Consider the following 22,513-nt stretch of genomic DNA (forward strand, 5'->3'; position numbering starts at 1 on the left):
TGATTAATTAACTATTAACTGATCTTATTATTAGCGAAATGAAAAAACTTCTACTCGTAAGTTTGTGCTTGCTTGTGTTGTCTATAACACAGGTATTCGCGCAAAACCGTACAGTTACTGGTACGGTTACGGCCAAAGACGACGGCCTACCCATCCCGGGAGTAACAGTAAAGGTGAAAGGTTCTACCATCGGAACCCAAACCAACGCAGCCGGTAAATTCTCTCTCAGCATCCCGGCAAATGCAACCCTTGTTTTCTCGTTCATCAGCTACGAAACACAGGAAATTGCTTCAGGGCAGCGTTTAACTTTCAATGTTGTTTTGGTTAGTGCCAGCAAACAACTTGGTGAGGTTGTTGTGCAGGGCGCCCTTGGTGTTAAAAAGCAAGCCAGGGCTGTTGGTTATGCTTCAACAAACGTTGACAATAAATTGTTAACCGAAGCTAAGGTTACCAACGCTGCTAACGGTTTAACCGGTAAAATTGCAGGTTTGCAGGTAAACACGGTAAACAACGGCGTTAACCCGGATACCCGTATCGTATTACGTGGTAACAGGAGTATCAACGGTAACAACCAGGCGCTGATTGTTGTTGACGGTACACCGGTAAGTAATGCCTTCCTTAACCAGATCAACCCTAACGATATCGATAACATTACCGTACTTAAAGGTGCCGGTGCATCGGCTGTTTACGGTTCTGAAGGTTCGAACGGTGTGGTTTTGGTAACTACCAAACGTGGTGGCGGCGTACCAACTGTTACTTACAGCAACACAACACAGGTTGAAAATTTCTCTTACTTCCCAAAACTGCAAAGGCAGTTTGGCGGTGGCGCAGGCGAGATCATCGATCCTTTAACCGGTGCTTACGGTTATGTGCCTTACGAAAACCAATCATTTGGTCCGTTATTTGATGGTTCAACTGTACCACTGGGTGCACCTCGCTCTGATGGTTCAACTCCTATGGTTAAATATTCATCAACCGGTAAAGATCCTCGTTTAGCCGTATTTAACACCGGCTTAACCGAGCAAAATGATATCTCTTACCAATACGGTGATGATAAAGGTACTTTCTTCTTCTCGGCACAGGATGTATATACTAAAGGCGTGGTACCTAACGACAGGAACCGCCGCGATGGTATCACTGTAGCCGGTTCAAGAAACTATGGTATCTTCAAAACTGATTACCGTGTTCAGTACACTCAAACCAATACAAGCGTTTCGGGTCCTGACTTTTTCCAGGGTCGTGGTTTTTACTGGAACGTACTTAACCAGCAAGCTAACGCGCCTTTAACAGATTATAAAGATCTGAACAGCAGGTATGGCAGCGTTGATGGTTTTTACAACGCATACTATCCAAACCCATACTGGCAAACAGTTAACTCGCGCCAGGTAACCCGTAAAGACGCCCTTATCGGTAACGCAACTATCTCGATTAACCCGGTAAAATGGTTCGAGGCTTCATATAAGGTGTCTGCATCTTACGGCTGGCAGCAGTACAGGGCAACAAATGCACAGGTTGATTTTAGCCCTTATGCAATTGCCGATACTTATACCGATGCTGATGGTAATACTTACCGTACAGGTAACATCGCTTCGCAGGTTAAATTTAAACCAGGCAGTGTTGCCGATGCCGATGTATTTGGCGACGGTACCGGTAACGGCTACTCTCGTTTACAAGGCGACTTGTTCCTGAACTTTAAACATAAGATAGGTGATTTTACCGGTAGCTTATTATTGGGTAACTCTATCTATACCAAAAAACTTAAATTTGTACAAAACGGTGCAAACAACCTGTTGCTGAAAGATTTTTACAACTTAGCTTACCGTACAGGTGATGTTACAGCAAGTACAGGCTATCTTGAGCAAAACCTGGTTGGTTTCTTAGGCGATTTTAACTTAAGCTACAAAGACTGGGCTTTCTTAGAGGTAACCGGTCGTAGAGATAAAACTTCTTTGTTATCAAAACAAAACAGGTCTTTCTTCTACCCATCAGCAAAACTATCATTGGTGTTAACTGATGCTATCCCATCTTTAAAGAAAATTGATTTCTTATCATACTTAAAAGTAAGGGGAAGCTATAGTAAGGTAGGTCAGGTTGATGTAAGCCCATATGCATTACAAAACGTATTTGCAAGTGCCGGCGGTTATCCTTATGGCAGCATTGCATCGGTAGCGCTAAGCTCAAACTTAAATAACCCTAACCTTAAGCCCGAGTTATCATACGAGCAGGAATATGGTTTGGAGTTAGGTTTGTTTGATAACCGGATCTACATCAACTCAAGCTACTATAACACCCATACTAAAAACCAAACTTTTGGTGTAGCGATTTCACCTGCTACAGGTTACTCAACAGCAGTACAAAACGCGGGCGAGCTACAAAACAAAGGCTGGGAGTTTGAGGTAAAAGCATCTCCGGTTGTTAAATCTGGTGGTTTCTCATGGGATTTAGGTGCTAACTTCTCTATCTACAACTCAAAAGTATTATCATTATTGCCAGGTGTTCAGTCGTTTAATATCCCATTTGCCAGCGGCGCAAAAAGTACGAGCTACGCTATAGTAGGTAAGCCTTACCCGATGATTATGGGTACCGATGTTAACCGCGATCCGCAAGGGCATGTTATTGTTGATGCCATCAGTGGTTTACCTTCACTTAACCAAACTAACCAGGAATTGGGTAATGCCGCTCCAAAATATATCTTAGGTTTCAATACTGCTTTCAGGTACAAATTTGTTACCTTATCTGCAGTGGCCGAATACCGTGGCGGTTACAGCATCTACAACGCTGTGGGCAGGGCCTTAAACTTTACCGGTACATCAGCTATCTCTGCTTCTGCAGGCCGTCAGCCTTTTGTTTATCCAAACTCTGTTATCCAAACAGGTGCTAACACTTACGTGCCAAACACCAATGTATCAGTTAACGATGGCAACGCCGGATTCTGGACTAACTCGGCTTACTATACTTCAACAGCTACTTATGTAAGCAGCGCTGCTTTCTGGAAGCTGAGGGAGGTTGCCCTGAATTTTGATCTTTACCAGTTTATTAAAGGCCAGAAATATATTAAAGGTTTAACATTTGGTTTAGTAGGCCGTAACCTGTTAATGTTCAGGCCGAAAAGCAACCCATGGACAGATCCTGAATATAGCGTAGATAACTCGAACGCTGTTGGTATAACCACAGAAGATCAAACTCCGCCAACAAGGATTTACGGAGCAAATCTTACTGTTAAATTTTAAAATTGTATAAGATCATGAAAAAATATATCATATATTCTTTAATGCTGATTGCGGGAGCGGTTAGCAGTTGCAAGAAGAATTTCTTTGATTTAACGAACCCGAATCAGCCTACATCGGCGTCGGCGGCCTTAGTGTTGCCAAGTGCTTTAAGCACGTCGGCAGCATTGGTAAACGGAAGCTATACCGTATATGGTTACTGGATGGGTTATTTATCACCGGCTGCCGGTTATGCGCCAAGCCAAACGTTATTAACCTATAATTTTACAACAACTGATTACCAGGTTTGGACAGGTTATTACCTAAACCTTGCCAACTATGATTATGTCCTGAAACAAACCGCCGGTGATAAAACCCAGGTTTATTTCAACGCGATAGCGCAGATCATGACGGCTTACGGTTTTGAAGGATTGGTTGATAACTATAACAACGTTCCTTATACCAAAGCTTTCCAGGGTTCTGCTAATTTGTTACCATCGTACGATAAGGGACCGGATATTTATGCCGACCTGATTAAGAGGGTTGACGGCGCTATTGCCGCTATTAACGGTGCGGATACCAAGGTTGCAGTTAGTCCTTCATCTGCAGATATCGTGTTTGGCGGGGATATGACCAAATGGAAAAAATTTGCAAATACATTGAAACTGCGCTTAATTTTAAGGCAGTCAAATACGTCAAACTTCGGCACTATCTCTGGTGGCATTGCAAGTACAGCTACCGAAGGTTACCTTACTGCTGACGCTGGTGCCAACCCTGGTTTCCAGAATATTGATGGTAAGCAAAGCCCTTTCTGGAATGTTTATGGATATAGCCAGGCGGGTTCAACAAAAAGCCCGGCCACAACTGCTGGTGCTTATGCAGTAGGCTTATTTAAAAGCAATAATGACCCGCGTGGTCCGTTGTTTTATCAGCCAATTGGCGGCGATATCATAGGGAATGTATTTGGTGCTGCTGTACCGGTTACTGCAAGTAATTTTGGTAACACTACTATATCTGGCGGTTCTTTTATAAGCGGTAAGGGGTTATTAAAAAGCCCTTACATGGATGCGATACTATTTTCGGCTGCCGAATCATACTTCCTGCAAGCTGAAGCAAAATTCAGGGGCCTGGCCGTTGGTACTACAAGTGCTGAAGATCTTTACAATTCAGGTATTAAGGCTTCTTTTGAAAGCGCTTATGTAGGTTACACCGGTACAACAAAAACCAGTAATAACACAGCGGCAGATGCTGATGCCGTTACTTATTATTCGCAAGCGAAAAATAATGTAAATTATGCGGCTTCTTCAAATAAGATTCAAGCCATCATTACTCAAAAGTATTTTGCTTTAACAGGCTATAATATGTTTGAGGCTTACAATGAATATAGAAGGACTGGTTTCCCTAATCCTCCTGCTTCGGTAGCGAGCGGCGCAATTGGTGATGGAAAATTACCAAGCCGTATTTTCTATCCTGATACCGAATACAGCCAAAACACAGCTAACGTAGGTGCGGAGGGCACAATAAACCAGTTTACATCAAAAATTTTCTGGGCTAAGTAATATATATTAAAAAGAGATAAAGATGAAAATGAAATACATAACCCAAGGTTTAGCATTATTAGTGCTAACCGTGTTTTTCAGCTCGTGCCTGAAGGACGACAGATATGTTGATTTTGGTGCATCAGGTACTATTGTTGAATTCCCACTTGGCGGTAAAATTAATTTTGCGGCTGATGCAATCACCGAAACTCCTGATCCATCAGATAACAGTACCATAGTTAGGGAATTTGCGGTAAACGTAGCTTCGCCGGAATTGCCAACTAAAGAAACAAAACTAACACTTGCTGTAGATAATTCAATTGTTGCTGATTATAACAAAAGCCAGTCAGTAGTATCTTACGAGGCATTTCCAACCGATGCATTTAAATTTACCAATACCAGCGTATCTATCGCTGCAGGTAAAAGGGTTGCCATCGTTTCGGTTACTTTTTACAAAGCCAAGCTTGATCCATCAAAAAGCTATATGCTTCCAATCAAAATTGCTGATGCAGGCGGCTTAAATATCAGTGCTAATAAAGGCATTCACTATTACCACATCATTGGTAACGATTTTGCCGGTACTTATATTTATGATTACAGAAGGTATCAAAATGGTACAGGCCCTGGTCCTGGCAAAATTCCTTCAAAAGGTGAAGGCTTGCCTCCGGATATTACCAACGATCCTAACACCAAAGTGGCAATCAGCCCTATAACACCAACATCATTCTCGATGGTGACAAACTACAACGGTCAAAACGTTGCGTATACTGTGTCATTCACCAGAACTGTTGATGGCAGCATCGTTCGTTACACTGATTGGCAGGTAACTTTTGATGATGATAACCTGAAGAAATGGGCAGATGCCGGCATTACCAATAAGGTAGCTCCTGCGTTTACATTGCCGCCACCGGCTACAAGCACCGATCCGAAATTCTTTGAATTGAATTACGTATCGGGTGGTGCTTCGGGCAGGTATATTGATGATACATATCATAAATAATAAAACCCTTGTTATAAAAACCGGCCCCACAGTTATGGGGGCCGGTTTTTTTTTACAACAATAAAATAAATTGAGGTAACAAGCGTGTTACTTATTGTTGTTGTAAAGCGGGTATTTACTGATTATATTCAAAAAAATTTAAATCTTATTGTATGAAAAAGTTTCTTTTGGTTGGCCTTTTGACATTAACAGGGGGGCAATTATTCAGCCAGACAAGTGTAGTGAGCGGCAGAATAGCAGATGTACATAATAAACCGGTAGCTTTTGCCTTTATAGCGGATATTACCAATAAATCTGCCACCTACTCAGATTCACTCGGATCATTTAACCTGAAAGCCAACCCTGAGGCCAAACTTACTGTTAAAGCCTACAATTTTAATGATACGGTAGTTAACGTAAACAATCAAACTAATTTAAATATTAATCTGAGAGGAGATGGGAGCACGCAGAAGGCTGCGCGGTTAAACACTTCGATAGTTAATAACTCTGATAGTTTTAATTCGAGGATCAATACCATGGCGGCAAACACAAACGCCATAGCTGTTACACGTCACCAGGATGCCACGCAAGGAAGCAGGTACTTATATGATACCTGGGTACATGGATATGTTACCAGCGCGGCCGATTCGATAGTTGAGAATATTCATTATTTGTTCAATTATGATAAAATAAGCGGGAACCTGTTAGTTAATAAAGATGATAACACCGTATTGCAGATTGATGGCAGCAGCTTTAAAACATTTATATTGTTTGATGGGCAGGCCAAAGCACATCCTTTTGCCAAGGTGCCTGCAATTAGTCCGCAACGTTATGTTGAGGTAATAGCAGATGGTGCTAAGTATAAAATATATAAGGATTTGGCTACTAAATTTCACAAGGCCGATTTTGCAACCAACGGCATTGCTTCTACAGGTAACAACTATGATGAATATATTGATCAGAATTTTTACTATGTTGTTAAGGATGGCGGCCAGCCGGTTAAATTACAGCTTAAGAAAAAAGCCATTAAAGAAGTATTTGCAGCAGATGCTGATAAACTGAATAAGTTTATGGCTGCCGCGGGTTCAAGCGATATCGATGAAGTTTATTTGACACAATTAGGTGAAGCATTGAATCAATAACTGCTTAACCCAAAAAAGCTTAAAATGCAAAAAGCCGCTACATCAGCGGCTTTTGCATTTTTATAGATAGAATAAATTACGAAAGATCAACGGTTAGCCCGCTATAAGTTACTGTTGTTCCGTCATTTTTCACAATAGTAACGTTAACGTTGAAGATGAATTGATTGGTGGTGGCCGTATAAGTTCCCGAGGCTGATTTGCAATCACTATCGTTTATTTTAGTGATTTTACCATCGGTTCCAAAAATGTGGTAAAACTGATTATGATTTTCAGGATGGGGTACACCGCCAAGAAATGTAGGATAAGTGGCAGTAGAGCCCTGAGCTTTAGGTAGCGGGTAGTTGATAGTTGCAATAGCTAAATGCGATCCCGTTGTTACGCGAATCAGCTTGCCTGTAGTTGTGATTAAATGGGGAGTATTTGGATCGGTGTAAGATAGTTTAACATAGTTGTAAATCAGTGGATAAGAAGTAGTGTCGGGCATCGGTTTAGGGTCATTCCTTTTATGCCAGCTTTCAAGCGAATCCTGGAATGTACCAAGGTCTTTATGAAAAGCCTGGAAATTAAAAAATGGTGTAGAGCCGGCTGTTACCGTGATAATATCCTCCTCGCCTGAAATATTGAAATCAACACTGTTTGCACCAACATACGCCGCGTATGCGCCGCCAAAAGCAGGCACACCATTTTGCAGGGTTGGATATTTTACGGTGTTCCAGCTTGGAGTCCCCATCAGTTTGATATCGGCCGAACCCCATGTGGCTTTATAGGTATCATAGGTTTCTCCGGCTTGCCTTGGCTGTAAAATCAGATCGACATAAGAATAGGTTGGCTGAACGGAATTTGGCTTCGGCTGGTTTTTACCGGCTGTAGATGCATCAACCGATTTAAGCTCATTTTTCGAACACGAAGTAAACGCCGCAGCAAATAACAGCGCAGCCCATAATAATTGTTTTTTCATAATGATTTGTGGATAGTTTAGATATTTTATGTTTATTGATAAAGGTTGTTAATGGACAACGAGTTATGAAATATCTAAATTGCCATTAAACGTAAAGGAAGTACCGTTAGCACGATAAACGGTTACAGAAACATGGTAAATGTTTCCTCCAACAAACGTATATGTTCCTGAAGAGAAACCGCCAGCCATTCCTTGCTCTGTGCCATTTTTAAATATTTTGGTAATAGTAATATTGCCGTTGGTGCCGTAAACATCGTATACGATGGTGTTATCATTTGGATCAGGAACAGCGCCCACAAATTTAGGAGAAGCTGGCGCAGTAGCTGTCGGAGTAGGATAATCAACAGAAGCTAAGGCCCAGTGTGAACCGGTGGTAACGCGTATTAATTTCCCGGTTACGGTTATATATCCTCCCATTCCGGATGTATAGGAGTCTTTAATATAATCAGACGCCAACGGAACTTGGGTTTGGCCTCCCAGCTTCTCATAGTTATCGCGCGCTTTCATGTAACTATCTACATCTTTTTGAAAAGCCTGAAGGTCGGGCAAAGCTATTGTTCCAATAGATAAAATAATAAAATCCTGGCCGGCGGCGACACTCGATGAAATCATGTTTCCATTACTATAGACTCCGTAGGATGCGTTTAATCCTGGAATTCCGTTTGTTAATGTTGGGTATCCGGCCTGATACCATGTTGGTGTGCCGATCATTTTAACCTCTGCTCCGGACCACACACCTTTATAAGTGTCAAAATTTTCCCCCGCTTGCCTTGGCTGCAATAGCAGATCTGCATAATGATACGTAGGTTGGGTAGTGTTTGTTTTTAACTTGTCTTTACCGGTAGTTGTAACTTCGGGTTTAAGCTCATTTTTTGAACACGAAGTAAACACTGCAGCCATTAGCAGCGCAGCCCATAATAATTGTTTTTTCATATTTTATATAGTATATTTTTTGTAAGTATACCATATAAAATATTTCGTTCAAATAGGTGTTTTAACTATTTTTTATAAGTGTTTTAACTGTGGTGTGTAAAAATGATACAAAAATTACTCTGTGTTAATATTTATTTTTTAATATAAATGCCCATTTTGAGAGAAGTGCAATGTAAAAGTGAAATATAATTAACCCGGGTGTATATAAAAGGGTGTTTATAAGTATTTTATAAAAAAAATCGGTTGTTTCTTATACAAATTTCAGCCTCGCCTGCTGCTCATTCACCATCAGGTGTACCGGCCGCCCCAGCACCAAACTATTATTATCCGGGATATGCCCCGCGGGGAAATCAAAACAAACCGGATAATTATACCCGCTTACAACATCCATCACAATTTCGGGCACAGTTTGGCCAAAAGGGATGTCATTATCCTTCATGCCCGAAAAACCGCCCACAATAAGCCCTGCAAGGCCGGCCAGCTTCCCGGCGCGTTTCAGCATTCGCAGCATCCTGTCTACCGAGTACAGGTATTCGCCCACATCCTCAATAAATAAAATTTTGCCGCTATAGTCCGGGTCGGATATCGAACCCGAGGCGGCAACCAGTAGAGATAAATTTCCGCCTATTAAAATACCCTGCCCCTCCCCGCTCCTGTTAATGCCATACGATGTAAATTCGTAGCTTAATGATTCGCCAAATAAAGCCTGCCGCAAAGTATCCAGCGAGTGTTTGGATGCATCGGGGATATTAATAGGCATTTGCCCGTGGATGCTTTGCAGGCCATAATTGGCTAACAGGTGCGTATGCAAAATGGTGATATCGCTAAAGCCGATAAGCCATTTGGGGTTGGTGGCGAGGCGGCTAAAATCAACCTTATCTATAATCCGGATAGCGCCGTAACCACCACGCGCGGCAATAATGGCTTTAATACTATCATCATCAATAAAACGCTGCATATCGCGGGCACGCAAATCATCATCACCGGCAAACTGATGGTAGGAGGCTTCAACTGTTTCGCCCAAAACAACTTCAAGGCCCCAGCTTTGCAGCAGATCTATAGCATCCGTCATGGGGGCGGGTAGCTTTTTGGCCGGGCAGGTAATGGCAACTTTGTCGCCTTTTTTTAAATATGGAGGTTGGATGGAGGCTGGGAGCCCGTAAGTCCGTAAGTCCGCAAGTCCGTAAGAGTTTATATTATTATCAAGATTATCCATCGCTTTATAAAAAATGGGTTCGGCTTCCGGACTTTACTGACTTTCCGACTTTCGGACATCCAACTACCTCACTCCCGTATAAATCAATTATCTTTGCACACTATTTACCAAGGCGATATTTAATGTCACAACTCAACAAATATAAACGATTCACCATTACATCGGCCCTGCCTTATGCCAACGGGCCATTGCACATCGGTCACCTGGCGGGTGCTTATTTGCCTGCCGATATTTTTGTGCGCTATTTAAGGCTCAAAAAAAAGGATGTAGTGTATATCTGCGGCTCGGATGAGCATGGAGCAGCTATCACCATCAAAGCCAAAAAAGAAGATACCACGCCGCAGGCTATTATTGATAAATACCACAAGCAGATTAAAGAAAGCTTTGAGGATTTTGGAATTGCCTTTGATATTTACCACCGTACCTCATCGCCAATTCATCACGAACTGAGCCAGGAGTTTTTCCTGAACCTTTATGAAAAGGACGAGTTTGTTGAGAAATTCTCGGATCAGTATTTCGACGAGGATTACCAACAGTTCCTGGCCGACAGGTACATCATCGGCACCTGCCCCAACTGCGGCAATGAAAACGCATACGGCGATCAATGCGAACGTTGTGGTACATCCCTCAACCCTACCGATCTGATCAACCCAATCTCAACCCTAAGCGGCAAAACGCCTGTGTTAAAATCAACCAAACATTGGTACCTGCCCTTAGATAAATATCAGCCATGGTTGGAGCAATGGATTGATGCCAAAGAAGGCAGCTGGAAGGTGAATGTATTTGGGCAATGCAAATCGTGGCTCAAATCGGGCCTGCAACCACGTTCCATGACCCGCGATTTGGACTGGGGTATCGACGTGCCCCTTGCTGAAGCCAAAGGCAAAAAGCTTTACGTTTGGATGGACGCGCCGATAGGCTATATTTCGGCCACCAAACAATGGGCTATCGATAACAATAAAGACTGGAAGCTATACTGGAAAAAACAAGCCGACGAGCAGGATGATGCCTGTTTGCTGCATTTTATAGGCAAGGATAATATCGTATTCCATTGCATTATTTTTCCATCCATACTGCACGCCCACGGGGAGTATATTTTACCGCAAAACGTACCTGCCAACGAGTTTTTAAATTTGGAAGGCGACAAGCTCTCCACCTCGCGCAACCACGCTGTGTGGCTGCACGAGTACCTGGAAGAGTTTCCGGGTAAACAGGACGAACTGCGTTATGTGCTTACCTCCATCCTGCCCGAAACCAGCGACAGCGAGTTTACCTGGAAAGATTACCAGGCCCGCGTAAATAACGAACTGGTGGCCATCCTTGGTAATTTTGTTAACAGGGTAATGATATTAATGCACAAGTTTTACGACGGTAAAATTGAGGCTGATACCGACCGGATAGAGTTTACAGATGAGGCCCTTAGCAACGGTATAGGCGAGTACTACGATGAGATTGAGAAAAACCTCGAGGCATACCGTTACCGCCAGGCCTTGCAGGCTGTAATGGACATGGCCCGTTTAGGTAACCGATATCTTACCGAAAAAGAACCATGGAAAACCATTAAAACAGATCCGGCGGCTGCCAAAGAGGCGCTGCACAATTGCCTGGTACTGATTGGACACTTGGCTACCGCTGCGCAGGCCTTTTTACCGGCTACAGCTAAAAAAATTATCACGATGCTTAATCTGCCCAATGAGCCCATTACGTACGATCAGGAAATGTATTTTAATAACGGCCACCAGTTAAACCCGGCTGCTTTGTTGTTTGAAAAGGTTGAGGACGATGTGATAGAAGCCCAGTTAAAAAAATTGGCAGATAAAAAAGCTGCTGCAGTTCCGCCAAAATCGGCAGATGTGCTGCCGGCAAAAGAAAACGTTAACTACGAAACCTTTGCTACCATGGATATCCGCACAGGTACCATTTTAGCCGCCGAGAAGGTTGCCAAAACCAAAAAGCTGCTAAAGTTAACTATTGATACCGGTATCGATGAGCGCACCGTAGTATCGGGCATTGCCGAATATTACGAGCCCGAAAACATTATCGGGCAAAAAGTGAGCATCCTGGTAAACCTGGAGCCAAGGGAGATTAAAGGCATTGTATCGCAAGGCATGATCCTGATGGCCGAAAACAGCGAAGGTAAACTAAGCTTTGTTGCCCCAACCGAAGATTTTCACAACGGTGCGGTGATCCGGTAGATGTGCAAATTTCAAATGTGCGGATGTGCAGATGAAGTATGTTTTAAATTTTGAATTTTTAGGGTGTGATTTTTCAATGAAAAATTGCACCTTTGCAAACTAAATAAAACACCGGTACTTAAAAGCCGGTAATGGCCCTGTAGTTCAACGGATAGAATAGAAGTTTCCTAAACTTTAGATATGGGTTCGATTCCCGTCGGGGCTACTGAACGGAATGGTGAAAATCTAATTCGCCATTCCGTTTTTTATTTCTTAACCTTTGTTTATCAGTATATAAGGTTGATAATTTCTTTGGTTTTTTTGGCAATATATTCAACCAATTATGCTCGCCCGGCAGATGGAGGTTTTAATGTATGTCGAAGTGATGAAGAACACTGTTCTTATAAATGATTTGAAGAGAAGCAAATAGCTTATGGTTAATGAGGGAGTGAAGAATTTTACTTTTCATGTAGCCACAACGGTTTATTTCTGAGGGATGAAATTTCTATTTCTACATTACGTAAACTCATACTGTTTAGAAGACAACTTAACTTCTAAAGAAAAAACCAAGCTTCGAAATCTCAATTCTATTTTCAAACTTAGTAATCGGAAAATACAAGTTCAGTACAAACTCCGGTTTTCATTCCTTGTGAATCAAACACTAAAGCAAAGTTATCATGACAAGCAAAATAAAAATACGGAGGCATAGGCATTCCGAATCCACACAGTGGATATCAAATTGGATTCTATTTCCTCTTAGTATTTTCATTTCGTGGCTCTTAATCACCATATTGTACTTGATTGCATCCTACTTCATAACGGGTGTGGATGAATATTTTATTTGGTTTTATATAGTATTGTGGCTGCCTCTAACTTTTTATTTTGTCACCTTATTCATTGATAAACTTCATGTATCATCTAATAAAACCAAGATACTTGAAAAAAATAAAAAGGCGTTGGAGATCATCGGCAGGTTAGAGAATAATAAAAGTAACGATGTTTATTTTGTCCACTTACGTTCCTTTAAATTCGAAAACATATCCCATAATTGGTATTGGGAACCTGTTCATTATACAGCGGATATTTTTAAAGAAACAACCATTGAGGAAGAATTGAGCTACTGTTTAAGCTTAATGGAAATTGAACTAATTTCTTTGGGTGATACAAAAAAATTAAAAGCAGGCGCAGCAAGAATAAAAACGGACGACGCTAACTGGAGGGAAAATATAGATTTGCTTTTGGAGTCTTCAATGGGTATATTGATCGTAGCCGGACCAACGCCTGGTATTATTGAAGAGATTGTGAAAATATACGAAAACGAAAGTCTGATGGAGAAGAGCGTTTTTATTATGCTTCCTAAAACTACCGGATCCTGGTATTCAGCGTTTTGGAACGTTGTACTTGTAAATAAGCTAAAGGAAAAAGGAATAGAATTTCCGGAACATAAAAAAGAAGGGTTGATTTTTAATACAATGGGAGATGCTATTCCATTAATTGGTTATCATCTGAAATCTCCTTTAGATTTGGCAGACAGTATTATAAAAATCAGAGGATTATCGAGATAAATTGTCCAATCCCTAAAGAACTACCATTAGCTTTCTACATAATTACTACACGCTGGTTTTCAATGGCCTTATACTATTGGGCCAACGAGTGTATGCCTACGATCAAATAATCGCGTAGGCGGTTTCAAAAGGCAGGTAAATCAAACTGATTGGAGGCCAACCATCAGTGATCTCCCTCCAATCGGCTTTTTTAACTTAACTCATCCGTTTTAACCATTGAAAATAAAAAGTACTGCCCTCGCCCGGAGTAGATTCCACATTAATTTTGCCGCCCTGTTCTTCTACGTGCATTTTCATAATATTTAAGCCTACACCGGTACTGGTATCCCGTTTGGAGGCATGCCCCGCAGTTTCAAACAGGTTGAATATTTTCTGCCTGGCTTCTTTTGGGATGCCGGCACCGTTATCTTTCACGTAAAAATTGTAAAAATCCCCTTCTTCCCGGTGGCCTATGCTAATCTCGCCTACCGGCTTATCAATATACTTGATAGAATTGGTGAGCAGATTTTGAAAAACCTGCTGCAGTTTCAGTTTTTTGGTTCGGATACTGGGCAGACGGTTATCAAAACCAATGTGAATATGGCTGGGCGGGAAAAGCAGCCTGGCCATTTCGGCCACCAGTTCATGCACATCAAATTCCTCAATGCTTTGATCTTTTTGATTTTGACGGCTGTATTCCAATATAGAGCCTATCATGTTAATGAGATGGTTGGAGGCCTCAAGCATCAGTTTCATATAATCCAGCAACTCGTCAGACGAGGTGATCCTGTCGTCGTCCTTCATTAATTGCAGCAAACCTACCACACCCGCCAGCGGCGATTTTAAATCGTGAGCAACCATAAACATAAAGCGCTCCAGCTGTTTATTGATCTTGTCTTTAAGTTCGATGGTTTCTTTAAGTTGCTGCTGGTAAAAATAAAGATCCTGGAAAACCTTAACTTTTGATTGCGTTACAGCAATGTGCAGGGGTTTTTGCAGGTAATCAACCGCGCCATGTGCATAGCCTTTAAGTACATTATTTAATTCGGTACTGATGGCGGTTACAAAAATGATGGAGATATCGCGGGTGCGCGGGTTCGATTTCAGGATGGAGGCAACTTCAAAACCATCCAGATCGGGCATTTGCACATCCAGCATAATTAGCCCTATATCTTCATTTTTCAGCGCCATCTTCAAGGCTTCGTTGCCCGAATGCGCTTTTAAAAATTTACGATCAGGCGCTTCCAGTATTTCTTGTAGTGATATGAGGTTTTCTTCGCGGTCATCTACTAATAAAATAGTAAACGTTTGATTAAAGGGTCGCATGTTGGGTCAGTTTTAGGGGGAATAGTATCAGCTAAATAGTTTCAATTTCATTTATCGGCCGCCAGCCATACACGTAGCAGCGCCAGTAATTTTTGGTTATCAACAGGTTTGGTAATATAATCCGAGGCTCCGGCGGCAAGGCATTTTTCCCGGTCGCCAACCATTGCTTTCGCGGTGAGGGCAATTATCGGCAACCGCGCATATTTATCATCGGTCCGTATCAGCTGCATGGCCTCATAGCCGTCCATTTCGGGCATCATCACATCCATCAGTACAATAGCTGTTTCGGGGTGTTGGTGCAACATTTCTATTGCCTCTTTGCCATGTTCGGCGGTAAGCACTACCATGTCTTGTGCTTCCAGCAGGGCCGAGAGGGCAAAAATGTTGCGCATATCATCATCGGCTATCAATACTGTTTGGCCTTGCAGTGCACTGGTAAATGAAGCACTTATTTTTTGCGGAGATTGAATAGCGCCGGTATCATCAACCTTTTTCAAAAACAATTCAATCTCATCAAAAAGACGGTTATTAGCCTGTGCCGACGGACCGATGATGGCGTTGGATACCGCCTTAAGCTGTTTGATCTCATCGTTATTCAAATCGCGGTTGGCATAAGCTATCACATATAAATGCCCGGCAGCTGCCTCACGGAATACCTTGAGCGTTTCTGCCTCTTCGGCAATCGGCGCGCTGCAATCAACAATTAAACAATCGGCCAATCCTGCTTTTATCATCTGCAGCGCCTGTTCGCGACTGGCGGTAATATCATAAACTATTCCGGGCAGGCCTCTGGCCGTAGCGTTTTCAAATAATTGCTTCAAAGCGGCGCTATTATCACACAGTATAAGCGCTTTGCGGTAGTGTTGGCTGATATAGGTTTCTATGCTGCTAAAGGTATATTCAAGATCGTGCTGTTTTACGGGTTTTTGTACGTAACCTGCCACATCCCTGGCCGGGAGATCAAAACCATCATGGGCCGATATTACATGAACGGGGATGTGCTGCAGGGCAGGCTCGGCTTTTAAGCTTTTAAGGATATGCTGCCCGCTCAGTACCGGCAGGGCAAGGTCAAGAATAATGGCTGCCGGGCTGTATTTGCTTGCATAATGCAGGCCCTCATCGCCGCTAAGAGCAATAATGGTTTTAAAGCCGCGCTGCACGGCGTAATCATTTACCGCACGGGCAAAATTTACATCATCTTCAATAATCAATATAGCGCGCTCATTGCGGATTATCCCGGCACGGCTATCATCAATTTGCGTTTGCTCATGAATAGGTAAGGCTACCGGCGCAATGTATTCTGTCACAGTCCCGGCCGAAGCAGTATTTTCAGTTAGTACCACTTGTTGTAAGGGCAATTGAACAATGAATGTGCTTCCCTTGCCTTCGGTGCTTTGCAGGGTGATGGTACCGCCCAGTTTGCTTACCAGTTCCCGGCTGATGGATAAACCAAGTCCGGTGCCGCCGTAGCGCCTTGTGGTGGCACCATCTGCCTGCCTGAAGGCTTCAAAAACAAGTTCCTTTTTTTCTTTGGGGATACCTACACCGGTGTCGGTTACGGTTATCCTCAGTGCTTCATCAACGGATGAAAAACTCAGATCGACACTACCCTTGTTAGGGGTGAATTTAAAGGCGTTCGAGAGCAGGTTTTTAATCACCTGCCCCAATCGTTGCCGGTCGGTTGTTACATATTCGGCTGTAAGCAAAGTATTGGTAACTCTAAAGTTGATCTGTTTATTGGTAGCCACGTGAGCAAATGCCTGGTGCATATCTTCGGCCAGGCCACGGATGGATACCTGTTCGAAATTAAAATCAGCTTTGCCGGCCTCAATCTTCGACAGATCGAGGATATCATTAATAAGGTTAAGTAAATCAGTGCCCGATTTATAAACAATACCCAGGTTTTCCTGCTGTTTATGGCTCAGGTTTTTGTCTTTATTTTCCTGCATCAGTGCAGTAAGGATCAGGATGCTGTTTAAAGGGGTACGCAACTCGTGCGACATATTGGCCAGAAACTCCGATTTATATTTGCCGGCCAGTTCCAGGTCTTCGGCTTTTTTTAATGCCTCCATGCGGGCCAGCTCAAGCCCTTCGGTTTTTTCTTCCAGCTCGATATTCATCCGGATGAGTTCGGCCTCCTGCTCTTTAAGGCCTTCTTCTGATGCGCGCAATTCTTCTGCTTGTACCGATAGTTCATCATTGCTTTGGCGCAGCTCTTCCTGCTGCACCGCCAGGGCATCGCGCTGCTGCTGGGTAAGCGCCAGTAATTGCGCAGCCGAAAGACCCAAAGCGATATTGGCAGCCATGCCATTTAACAATTCAACTGCATCACTCACATCTTTACCAAAGCAGCCCATTTCAATAGCGCCTATTAACTCGTTACCTTTCCACAGGGGCAGTATAACAAGTGTATCCGGAATTGCACTGCCGCTGGCCGAGCCAATTTGCCAGTAGTCTCCAGGAATTTCATTAATTACTGTAAGCGTTTTTCGTTTAATGGCCGCACCCGTAATACCTTCGCCTGGTTTTATCCGCTCCTTCATTCCGGGTGCCAGGGCTACCGCTCCGGTTTGTATTAACTCATTCTGCTGGTTGTCAAACAGGTAGCAAACGGCGCAGGGCACTTTAAGGTAAGTGGTAAGGGTTTCCAGGCAGCTCATCACCAGTTCGGTTACGCTATCGTTACCCATCAGACTATCGTTCATCTGCCGAAGGCCGTCAAGCAGCAGGTTGGCGGTATTGGTAACCTCATTAACCTGGTTTAACTCAGCATATTTTTCGTTCAGCAACAATTCGGCTTTGGTACGGTTGGTATGTTCGGCAATAACCAGGCGTATCAGGCCCAAAATCACCAAAAGTATTAATACGGTGCCAACTGCAATAATCAATATGGCCTGCTCAATGCCATTGTTTTTTGCCTGTTGGCGTTCTTCAAGCAGTTTGCCTGCGGATAGGCTGATATTACGGAGCCGATTTTGAACAGCATCAACCAATTCTTTTTCGCGGCGGAAGCTGCTCTGGTCAAACTTTATATTTTGCGTTACCCGGGTTTCCCAAAACAGGTTGAGCATCTGGATGTCAGCTTTTAAAAGCTGCGCACTCTGCCTGTCTGTACTGTTGGCTATGGCAATACTATCGGTGGCGGTAACAGCATCACTTTGCAAACCTGCATATTTATCAAGATAAGCACGGTCGCCGCTGCTTTGATAGGCCTGCCTTATGGCCTGCATATTCATGAGCAAGCCGCTTATTTTACTGGTTTGATCAATTACCTTATACGCTTGGGTAATATCAACCTCATCAGCTATTTGCTTTTTTAGCGATGTGTAAGCGGCAATTCCAACAGCAATAACTAACAAAACCGCGAGGGTAAACCAGGGTAGAAGACGTTTGTTTATCATTTAGCGACTAACTAATTAAAAATTGTAAATAAGGTGATCCCGGTATTTCGATAAATCAATATCAAATAGTCGCTACGTTGTTTTTATGTGACAGACGACAGTTGCAGTTCCGGGGAATGCCACAATTCGCAACTTATATATACGGGGTTTGCATTTGTTGAGATTTGCCTTATAGCAAAAAGGAGTGAGAAATAAATATGGGCCTACGGTTAGTTTTTAGGGGGTGGCGATTGGTATATTAGCCCTTATGAAATACCTCATTTACCTCAGCACGGCAGTTAATTTATTTAGCCAGGATCAACTGGAAGAATTATTAAAAAAAGCCCGCGCCAACAACGCCAAAAAATCGGTTACGGGGATGTTGCTTTATTACGATGGCAGTTTTATACAGGTGTTAGAAGGCGATGCAACAGACGTTGACGCGGTATACGATACGATAAAAGCCGATAACAGGCATAAAGACCTCATTAAAATTGCCGATGGCGAGCATGATGAGCGTGCTTTCGCCGCCTGGTCGATGGGTTTCAGAAGGGGTACGGCAACAGAATTTGCCGAGCTTGAGGCCTTTACCGATCCGCGTAAACTGAGCGAACTTGTTTCCGGTTCAGATCATCCGGCATTTATCATGCTTAAAACTTTTGTGCGCACCAATTTGCAATAGCCACTGTTATCGAACTTAAAAACTAAGTAAATAAACAAAACTGCCCCTGTTTGGGTATAGTATATAACTACTAATCCAATACCGATGAAAAAGCGCCCCTACGTAATCTGTTTGATGATGACATCTGTCGACGGTAAAATACTCACCGAGCAATGGGGTAATGCGCCGGCTATCACCAAACTCTTAAAAAACTTTGAAGATACCCACGAAACCTTTGGTATAGGTGCCTGGATAGTTGGCCGCGCTACCATGGAGAAGGATTTTACTAAAGGAGCCAGCCCGGTATTAAAAAAAGGGCACCAGGAAGTTTCGCGGGAGGACTTTGTGGCCGGTCATCAATCTGAAACTTTTGCTATCGCCATTGATGCGCAAGGCAAGCTGGGCTGGAAAAAAGCCACTATGCACGGCGATCATGTAATTACTATACTAACCACACAGGTAGAGGATGCTTACCTGGCCCATTTGCAGGACATCGGCCTCTCGTACATTTTTGCCGGCGAGAAGGGGATTGATTTGGCCATTGCTCTCGAAAAGCTTTATACCTTGTTTAATATCGAAAAACTAATGCTGGAAGGCGGCGGCCATATTAACGGAAGCTTTTTAAATGAAGGTTTGATTGACGAGTTCCATCAATTATTATTGCCAATTGCCGATGGCACAGCGCAAACGGCCACTGTTTTTGATATCGACGAAAAAGCAAAACGGGGTGGCGCCACGCTGCTGCAGCTTGAAGATGTTAAAAAACTGGACGATGATGTATTGTGGCTGAAATATAAGGTGAGCAAAAGCTGATAGGATATATTATATGTTACAAGAAATCCCATAAATACTAAAAATCTCCCCTCTCCCCGGTTCAGATATCCATAAAACCGCAAACTGTCAACTAAAAACTGCCAACTGAATAAGGGTGTTGCCTTCGGCGCGGGCTATCCGCTCATACTGCACTACCCGTCCCGATGCCCATCGGGAGGCCTTAGCCACAGGGGCCGGTATCCGCTGCTATCCCTAACACAAAACACGTTATTATTAAGCTTTTTCAAATTTTTCCACTTCGTTATCAGGATATTAAGTGAGTGTTAAGGAAAAAGGGTAAAGAATAATTTGGATGGATGAAAAAAGGATGTACCTTTGCAGCCCGCAAACGAGGAAACGAGGCAGCGGGGAAGTTCATTAAAGGATTAGAAAAGGCGAAGAGAAGGAAAAAAAGATTTAAAAATCTTTTGTGAAAATGAAAAAGAATTCGCACCTTTGCAGCCGCTTCGAAAAGGAGCGGAAGTTCTGAAAAGGGATTGAAAGCGGCTGAGAAGCAGGGGTAAAGAGAAGTAGAAAAGCCGCGAAAACCACCAAAAAAATAAAAAAATATTTTTTTTGGAAAAACAAAAAAGGTTTTTACCTTTGCAACCCCGAACGGAAGGGAGCTTAAAAGGGCGAAAGAAGTTGAGGCTAAGCGAGTTTAGCCGATAAGAAAAGAAGAAGTTTAATAAAAGCTTCAAACAAGAAAAGTGAAAGGGAGCGATTCCCGCACTGATAAAATGACAAGTTAAGCTAAGCGAAAGTAAAGCAAAAACATAATAGCTGATTCGGATGATGAAGCGAGCAAGTTCTTTTAAGAAATGGAAATCATGTAGCGTAACGGGAGATTGACCGAGACTAAGGTTAAGGAAGATTGAAGAGTTACAATAAAACAAGCGGAATCTGTATAAAGATACAATAATGATAACAGATTCTATTAATTAATAATAGGGTCGGGAAATCAAACAAAACATTTTACAATGGAGAGTTTGATCCTGGCTCAGGATGAACGCTAGCGGCAGGCCTAATACATGCAAGTCGGACGGGATTTGGGAGCTTGCTCCCGATGAGAGTGGCGCACGGGTGCGTAACACGTATGTAACCTACCTTAGTCAGGGGGATAGCCTCTCGAAAGAGAGATTAAGACCGCATAACATTATGATATGGCATCGTATTATAATCAAATATTTATAGGACTAAGATGGGCATGCGCAACATTAGCTAGTTGGTGTGGTAACGGCATACCAAGGCTACGATGTTTAGGGGATCTGAGAGGATGACCCCCCACACTGGTACTGAGACACGGACCAGACTCCTACGGGAGGCAGCAGTAAGGAATATTGGTCAATGGACGGAAGTCTGAACCAGCCATGCCGCGTGCAGGAAGACGGCCCTACGGGTTGTAAACTGCTTTTGCAGGGGAATAAACCTTCTTTCGTGAAAGAAGCTGAATGTACTCTGAGAATAAGGATCGGCTAACTCCGTGCCAGCAGCCGCGGTAATACGGAGGATCCAAGCGTTATCCGGATTTATTGGGTTTAAAGGGTGCGTAGGCGGCTTTTTAAGTCAGGGGTGAAAGACGGTAGCTTAACTATCGCAGTGCCCTTGATACTGAAGAGCTTGAATGTAGTTGAGGTAGGCGGAATGTGACAAGTAGCGGTGAAATGCATAGATATGTCACAGAACACCAATTGCGAAGGCAGCTTACTAAGCTATGATTGACGCTGAGGCACGAAAGCGTGGGGATCAAACAGGATTAGATACCCTGGTAGTCCACGCCCTAAACGATGAACACTCGATGTTGGCGATATACAGTCAGCGTCTAAGCGAAAGCGTTAAGTGTTCCACCTGGGGAGTACGCCCGCAAGGGTGAAACTCAAAGGAATTGACGGGGGCCCGCACAAGCGGAGGAGCATGTGGTTTAATTCGATGATACGCGAGGAACCTTACCCGGGCTTGAAAGTTAGTGAATGTGTCAGAGACGGCACAGTCCTTCGGGACACGAAACTAGGTGCTGCATGGCTGTCGTCAGCTCGTGCCGTGAGGTGTTGGGTTAAGTCCCGCAACGAGCGCAACCCCTATGTTTAGTTGCCAGCATTTAAGGTGGGGACTCTAAACAGACTGCCTATGCAAATAGAGAGGAAGGAGGGGACGACGTCAAGTCATCATGGCCCTTACGTCCGGGGCTACACACGTGCTACAATGGATGATACAGAGGGCAGCTACCTGGCAACAGGATGCCAATCTCCAAAAGTCATTCACAGTTCGGATCGGGGTCTGCAACTCGACCCCGTGAAGTTGGATTCGCTAGTAATCGCGTATCAGCAATGACGCGGTGAATACGTTCCCGGGCCTTGTACACACCGCCCGTCAAGCCATGGAAGCTGGAAGTGCCTGAAGTGCGTAACCGCAAGGAGCGTCCTAGGGTAAAGTCGGTAACTGGGGCTAAGTCGTAACAAGGTAGCCGTACCGGAAGGTGTGGCTGGAATACCTCCTTTCTGGAGCAGTTTCCGCAAGAGTAACGAAGAACTGTTACCTACATGATAATTTCTTAAATACAGAAACAAAAAGACAAAAGGAAACCCAGAAGATGAAGCCATCGATGTGGGCCGGCCGCTGAGGCCAGGACACAGTAGGCAGTCT

The 22,513-nt window shown here is 43.3% G+C and carries 13 protein-coding genes, 1 tRNA gene and 1 rRNA gene; 10 read left to right on the forward strand and 5 right to left on the reverse strand.

Features of this window, described 5'->3' with window-relative positions; translation table 11 throughout:
* The first annotated feature begins 38 nt into the window (after window positions 1–38).
* From HYN43_RS25340 to HYN43_RS25355, 4 genes are all read left to right on the forward strand, one after another.
* Window positions 39–3,230: a SusC/RagA family TonB-linked outer membrane protein gene (locus HYN43_RS25340; RefSeq protein ID WP_119406682.1), complete on the forward strand. Its 3,192-nt coding sequence runs from the start codon at window positions 39–41 to the stop codon at window positions 3,228–3,230.
* A gap of 14 nt (window positions 3,231–3,244) precedes the next feature.
* Complete coding sequence (locus HYN43_RS25345; RefSeq protein ID WP_119406683.1) at window positions 3,245–4,765, forward strand: SusD/RagB family nutrient-binding outer membrane lipoprotein; 1,521 nt, start codon at window positions 3,245–3,247, stop codon at window positions 4,763–4,765.
* Window positions 4,766–4,787: 22 nt separating this feature from the next.
* Window positions 4,788–5,744, forward strand: coding sequence for a DUF1735 domain-containing protein (locus tag HYN43_RS25350; protein ID WP_119406684.1), 957 nt, complete (start codon window positions 4,788–4,790; stop codon window positions 5,742–5,744).
* 152 nt (window positions 5,745–5,896) lie between these two features.
* Window positions 5,897–6,865, forward strand: coding sequence for a hypothetical protein (locus HYN43_RS25355; RefSeq protein ID WP_119406685.1), 969 nt, complete (start codon window positions 5,897–5,899; stop codon window positions 6,863–6,865).
* Window positions 6,866–6,941: 76 nt separating this feature from the next.
* On the opposite strand, the gene HYN43_RS25360 is transcribed toward HYN43_RS25355, so the two are convergent.
* From HYN43_RS25360 to HYN43_RS25370, 3 genes are all read right to left on the reverse strand, one after another.
* Window positions 6,942–7,823: a hypothetical protein gene (locus HYN43_RS25360; protein ID WP_119406686.1), complete on the reverse strand. Its 882-nt coding sequence runs from the start codon at window positions 7,821–7,823 to the stop codon at window positions 6,942–6,944.
* 63 nt (window positions 7,824–7,886) lie between these two features.
* A complete protein-coding gene (locus HYN43_RS25365; RefSeq protein ID WP_119406687.1) occupies window positions 7,887–8,756 on the reverse strand; it encodes a hypothetical protein in 870 nt (289 codons plus the stop codon).
* Between the two features lie 250 nt (window positions 8,757–9,006).
* On the reverse strand, window positions 9,007–9,972 hold the full coding sequence (locus tag HYN43_RS25370; RefSeq protein ID WP_119406688.1) for a S66 peptidase family protein: 966 nt from the start codon (window positions 9,970–9,972) through the stop codon (window positions 9,007–9,009).
* A 122-nt stretch (window positions 9,973–10,094) separates the two neighbouring features.
* On the opposite strand from HYN43_RS25370, the gene metG reads away from it, so the two are divergent.
* The 3 genes from metG to HYN43_RS25390 all read left to right on the forward strand — a co-directional run bounded on the left by metG (window position 10,095) and on the right by HYN43_RS25390 (window position 13,711).
* Complete coding sequence (metG, locus tag HYN43_RS25375) at window positions 10,095–12,167, forward strand: methionine--tRNA ligase (RefSeq protein ID WP_119406689.1); 2,073 nt, start codon at window positions 10,095–10,097, stop codon at window positions 12,165–12,167.
* Between the two features lie 133 nt (window positions 12,168–12,300).
* A tRNA-Arg gene (locus HYN43_RS25380) sits at window positions 12,301–12,372 on the forward strand.
* 571 nt (window positions 12,373–12,943) lie between these two features.
* A complete protein-coding gene (locus tag HYN43_RS25390; protein WP_119406691.1) occupies window positions 12,944–13,711 on the forward strand; it encodes a hypothetical protein in 768 nt (255 codons plus the stop codon).
* A gap of 195 nt (window positions 13,712–13,906) precedes the next feature.
* Here the strand turns inward: HYN43_RS25390 and HYN43_RS25395 are convergent, their stop codons facing one another.
* Complete coding sequence (locus HYN43_RS25395; protein WP_119406692.1) at window positions 13,907–15,016, reverse strand: sensor histidine kinase; 1,110 nt, start codon at window positions 15,014–15,016, stop codon at window positions 13,907–13,909.
* 47 nt (window positions 15,017–15,063) lie between these two features.
* Window positions 15,064–18,417, reverse strand: coding sequence for a response regulator (locus HYN43_RS25400; protein ID WP_119406693.1), 3,354 nt, complete (start codon window positions 18,415–18,417; stop codon window positions 15,064–15,066).
* Between the two features lie 247 nt (window positions 18,418–18,664).
* Between HYN43_RS25400 and HYN43_RS25405 the strand changes: the two genes are divergently transcribed.
* The 3 genes from HYN43_RS25405 (at window position 18,665) to HYN43_RS25415 (ending at window position 22,368) form a co-directional block, all read left to right on the forward strand.
* Window positions 18,665–19,078, forward strand: a complete 414-nt coding sequence (locus HYN43_RS25405; RefSeq protein ID WP_119406694.1) for a BLUF domain-containing protein — start codon at window positions 18,665–18,667, stop codon at window positions 19,076–19,078.
* An 84-nt stretch (window positions 19,079–19,162) separates the two neighbouring features.
* Complete coding sequence (locus HYN43_RS25410; RefSeq protein ID WP_119406695.1) at window positions 19,163–19,870, forward strand: RibD family protein; 708 nt, start codon at window positions 19,163–19,165, stop codon at window positions 19,868–19,870.
* 977 nt (window positions 19,871–20,847) lie between these two features.
* A 16S ribosomal RNA gene (locus HYN43_RS25415) occupies window positions 20,848–22,368 on the forward strand.
* Window positions 22,369–22,513 lie beyond the last annotated feature (145 nt).

Source organism: Mucilaginibacter celer (assembly GCF_003576455.2).
Taxonomy (GTDB): domain Bacteria; phylum Bacteroidota; class Bacteroidia; order Sphingobacteriales; family Sphingobacteriaceae; genus Mucilaginibacter; species Mucilaginibacter celer.

Excerpts from the sequence above, each read along its gene's own strand:
- HYN43_RS25360 (WP_119406686.1), bottom strand. The coding sequence starts at position 7,823 with ATGAAAAAACAATTATTATGGGCTGCGCTGTTATTTGCTGCGGCGTTT.
- HYN43_RS25395 (WP_119406692.1), bottom strand. The coding sequence starts at position 15,016 with ATGCGACCCTTTAATCAAACGTTTACTATTTTATTAGTAGATGACCGC.
- HYN43_RS25350 (WP_119406684.1), top strand. The coding sequence starts at position 4,788 with ATGAAAATGAAATACATAACCCAAGGTTTAGCATTATTAGTGCTAACC.
- HYN43_RS25365 (WP_119406687.1), bottom strand. The coding sequence starts at position 8,756 with ATGAAAAAACAATTATTATGGGCTGCGCTGCTAATGGCTGCAGTGTTT.
- HYN43_RS25370 (WP_119406688.1), bottom strand. The coding sequence starts at position 9,972 with ATGGATAATCTTGATAATAATATAAACTCTTACGGACTTGCGGACTTA.
- HYN43_RS25400 (WP_119406693.1), bottom strand. The coding sequence starts at position 18,417 with ATGATAAACAAACGTCTTCTACCCTGGTTTACCCTCGCGGTTTTGTTA.
- HYN43_RS25405 (WP_119406694.1), top strand. The coding sequence starts at position 18,665 with ATGAAATACCTCATTTACCTCAGCACGGCAGTTAATTTATTTAGCCAG.
- HYN43_RS25410 (WP_119406695.1), top strand. The coding sequence starts at position 19,163 with ATGAAAAAGCGCCCCTACGTAATCTGTTTGATGATGACATCTGTCGAC.
- HYN43_RS25340 (WP_119406682.1), top strand. The coding sequence starts at position 39 with ATGAAAAAACTTCTACTCGTAAGTTTGTGCTTGCTTGTGTTGTCTATA.
- HYN43_RS25355 (WP_119406685.1), top strand. The coding sequence starts at position 5,897 with ATGAAAAAGTTTCTTTTGGTTGGCCTTTTGACATTAACAGGGGGGCAA.
- HYN43_RS25345 (WP_119406683.1), top strand. The coding sequence starts at position 3,245 with ATGAAAAAATATATCATATATTCTTTAATGCTGATTGCGGGAGCGGTT.
- metG (WP_119406689.1), top strand. The coding sequence starts at position 10,095 with ATGTCACAACTCAACAAATATAAACGATTCACCATTACATCGGCCCTG.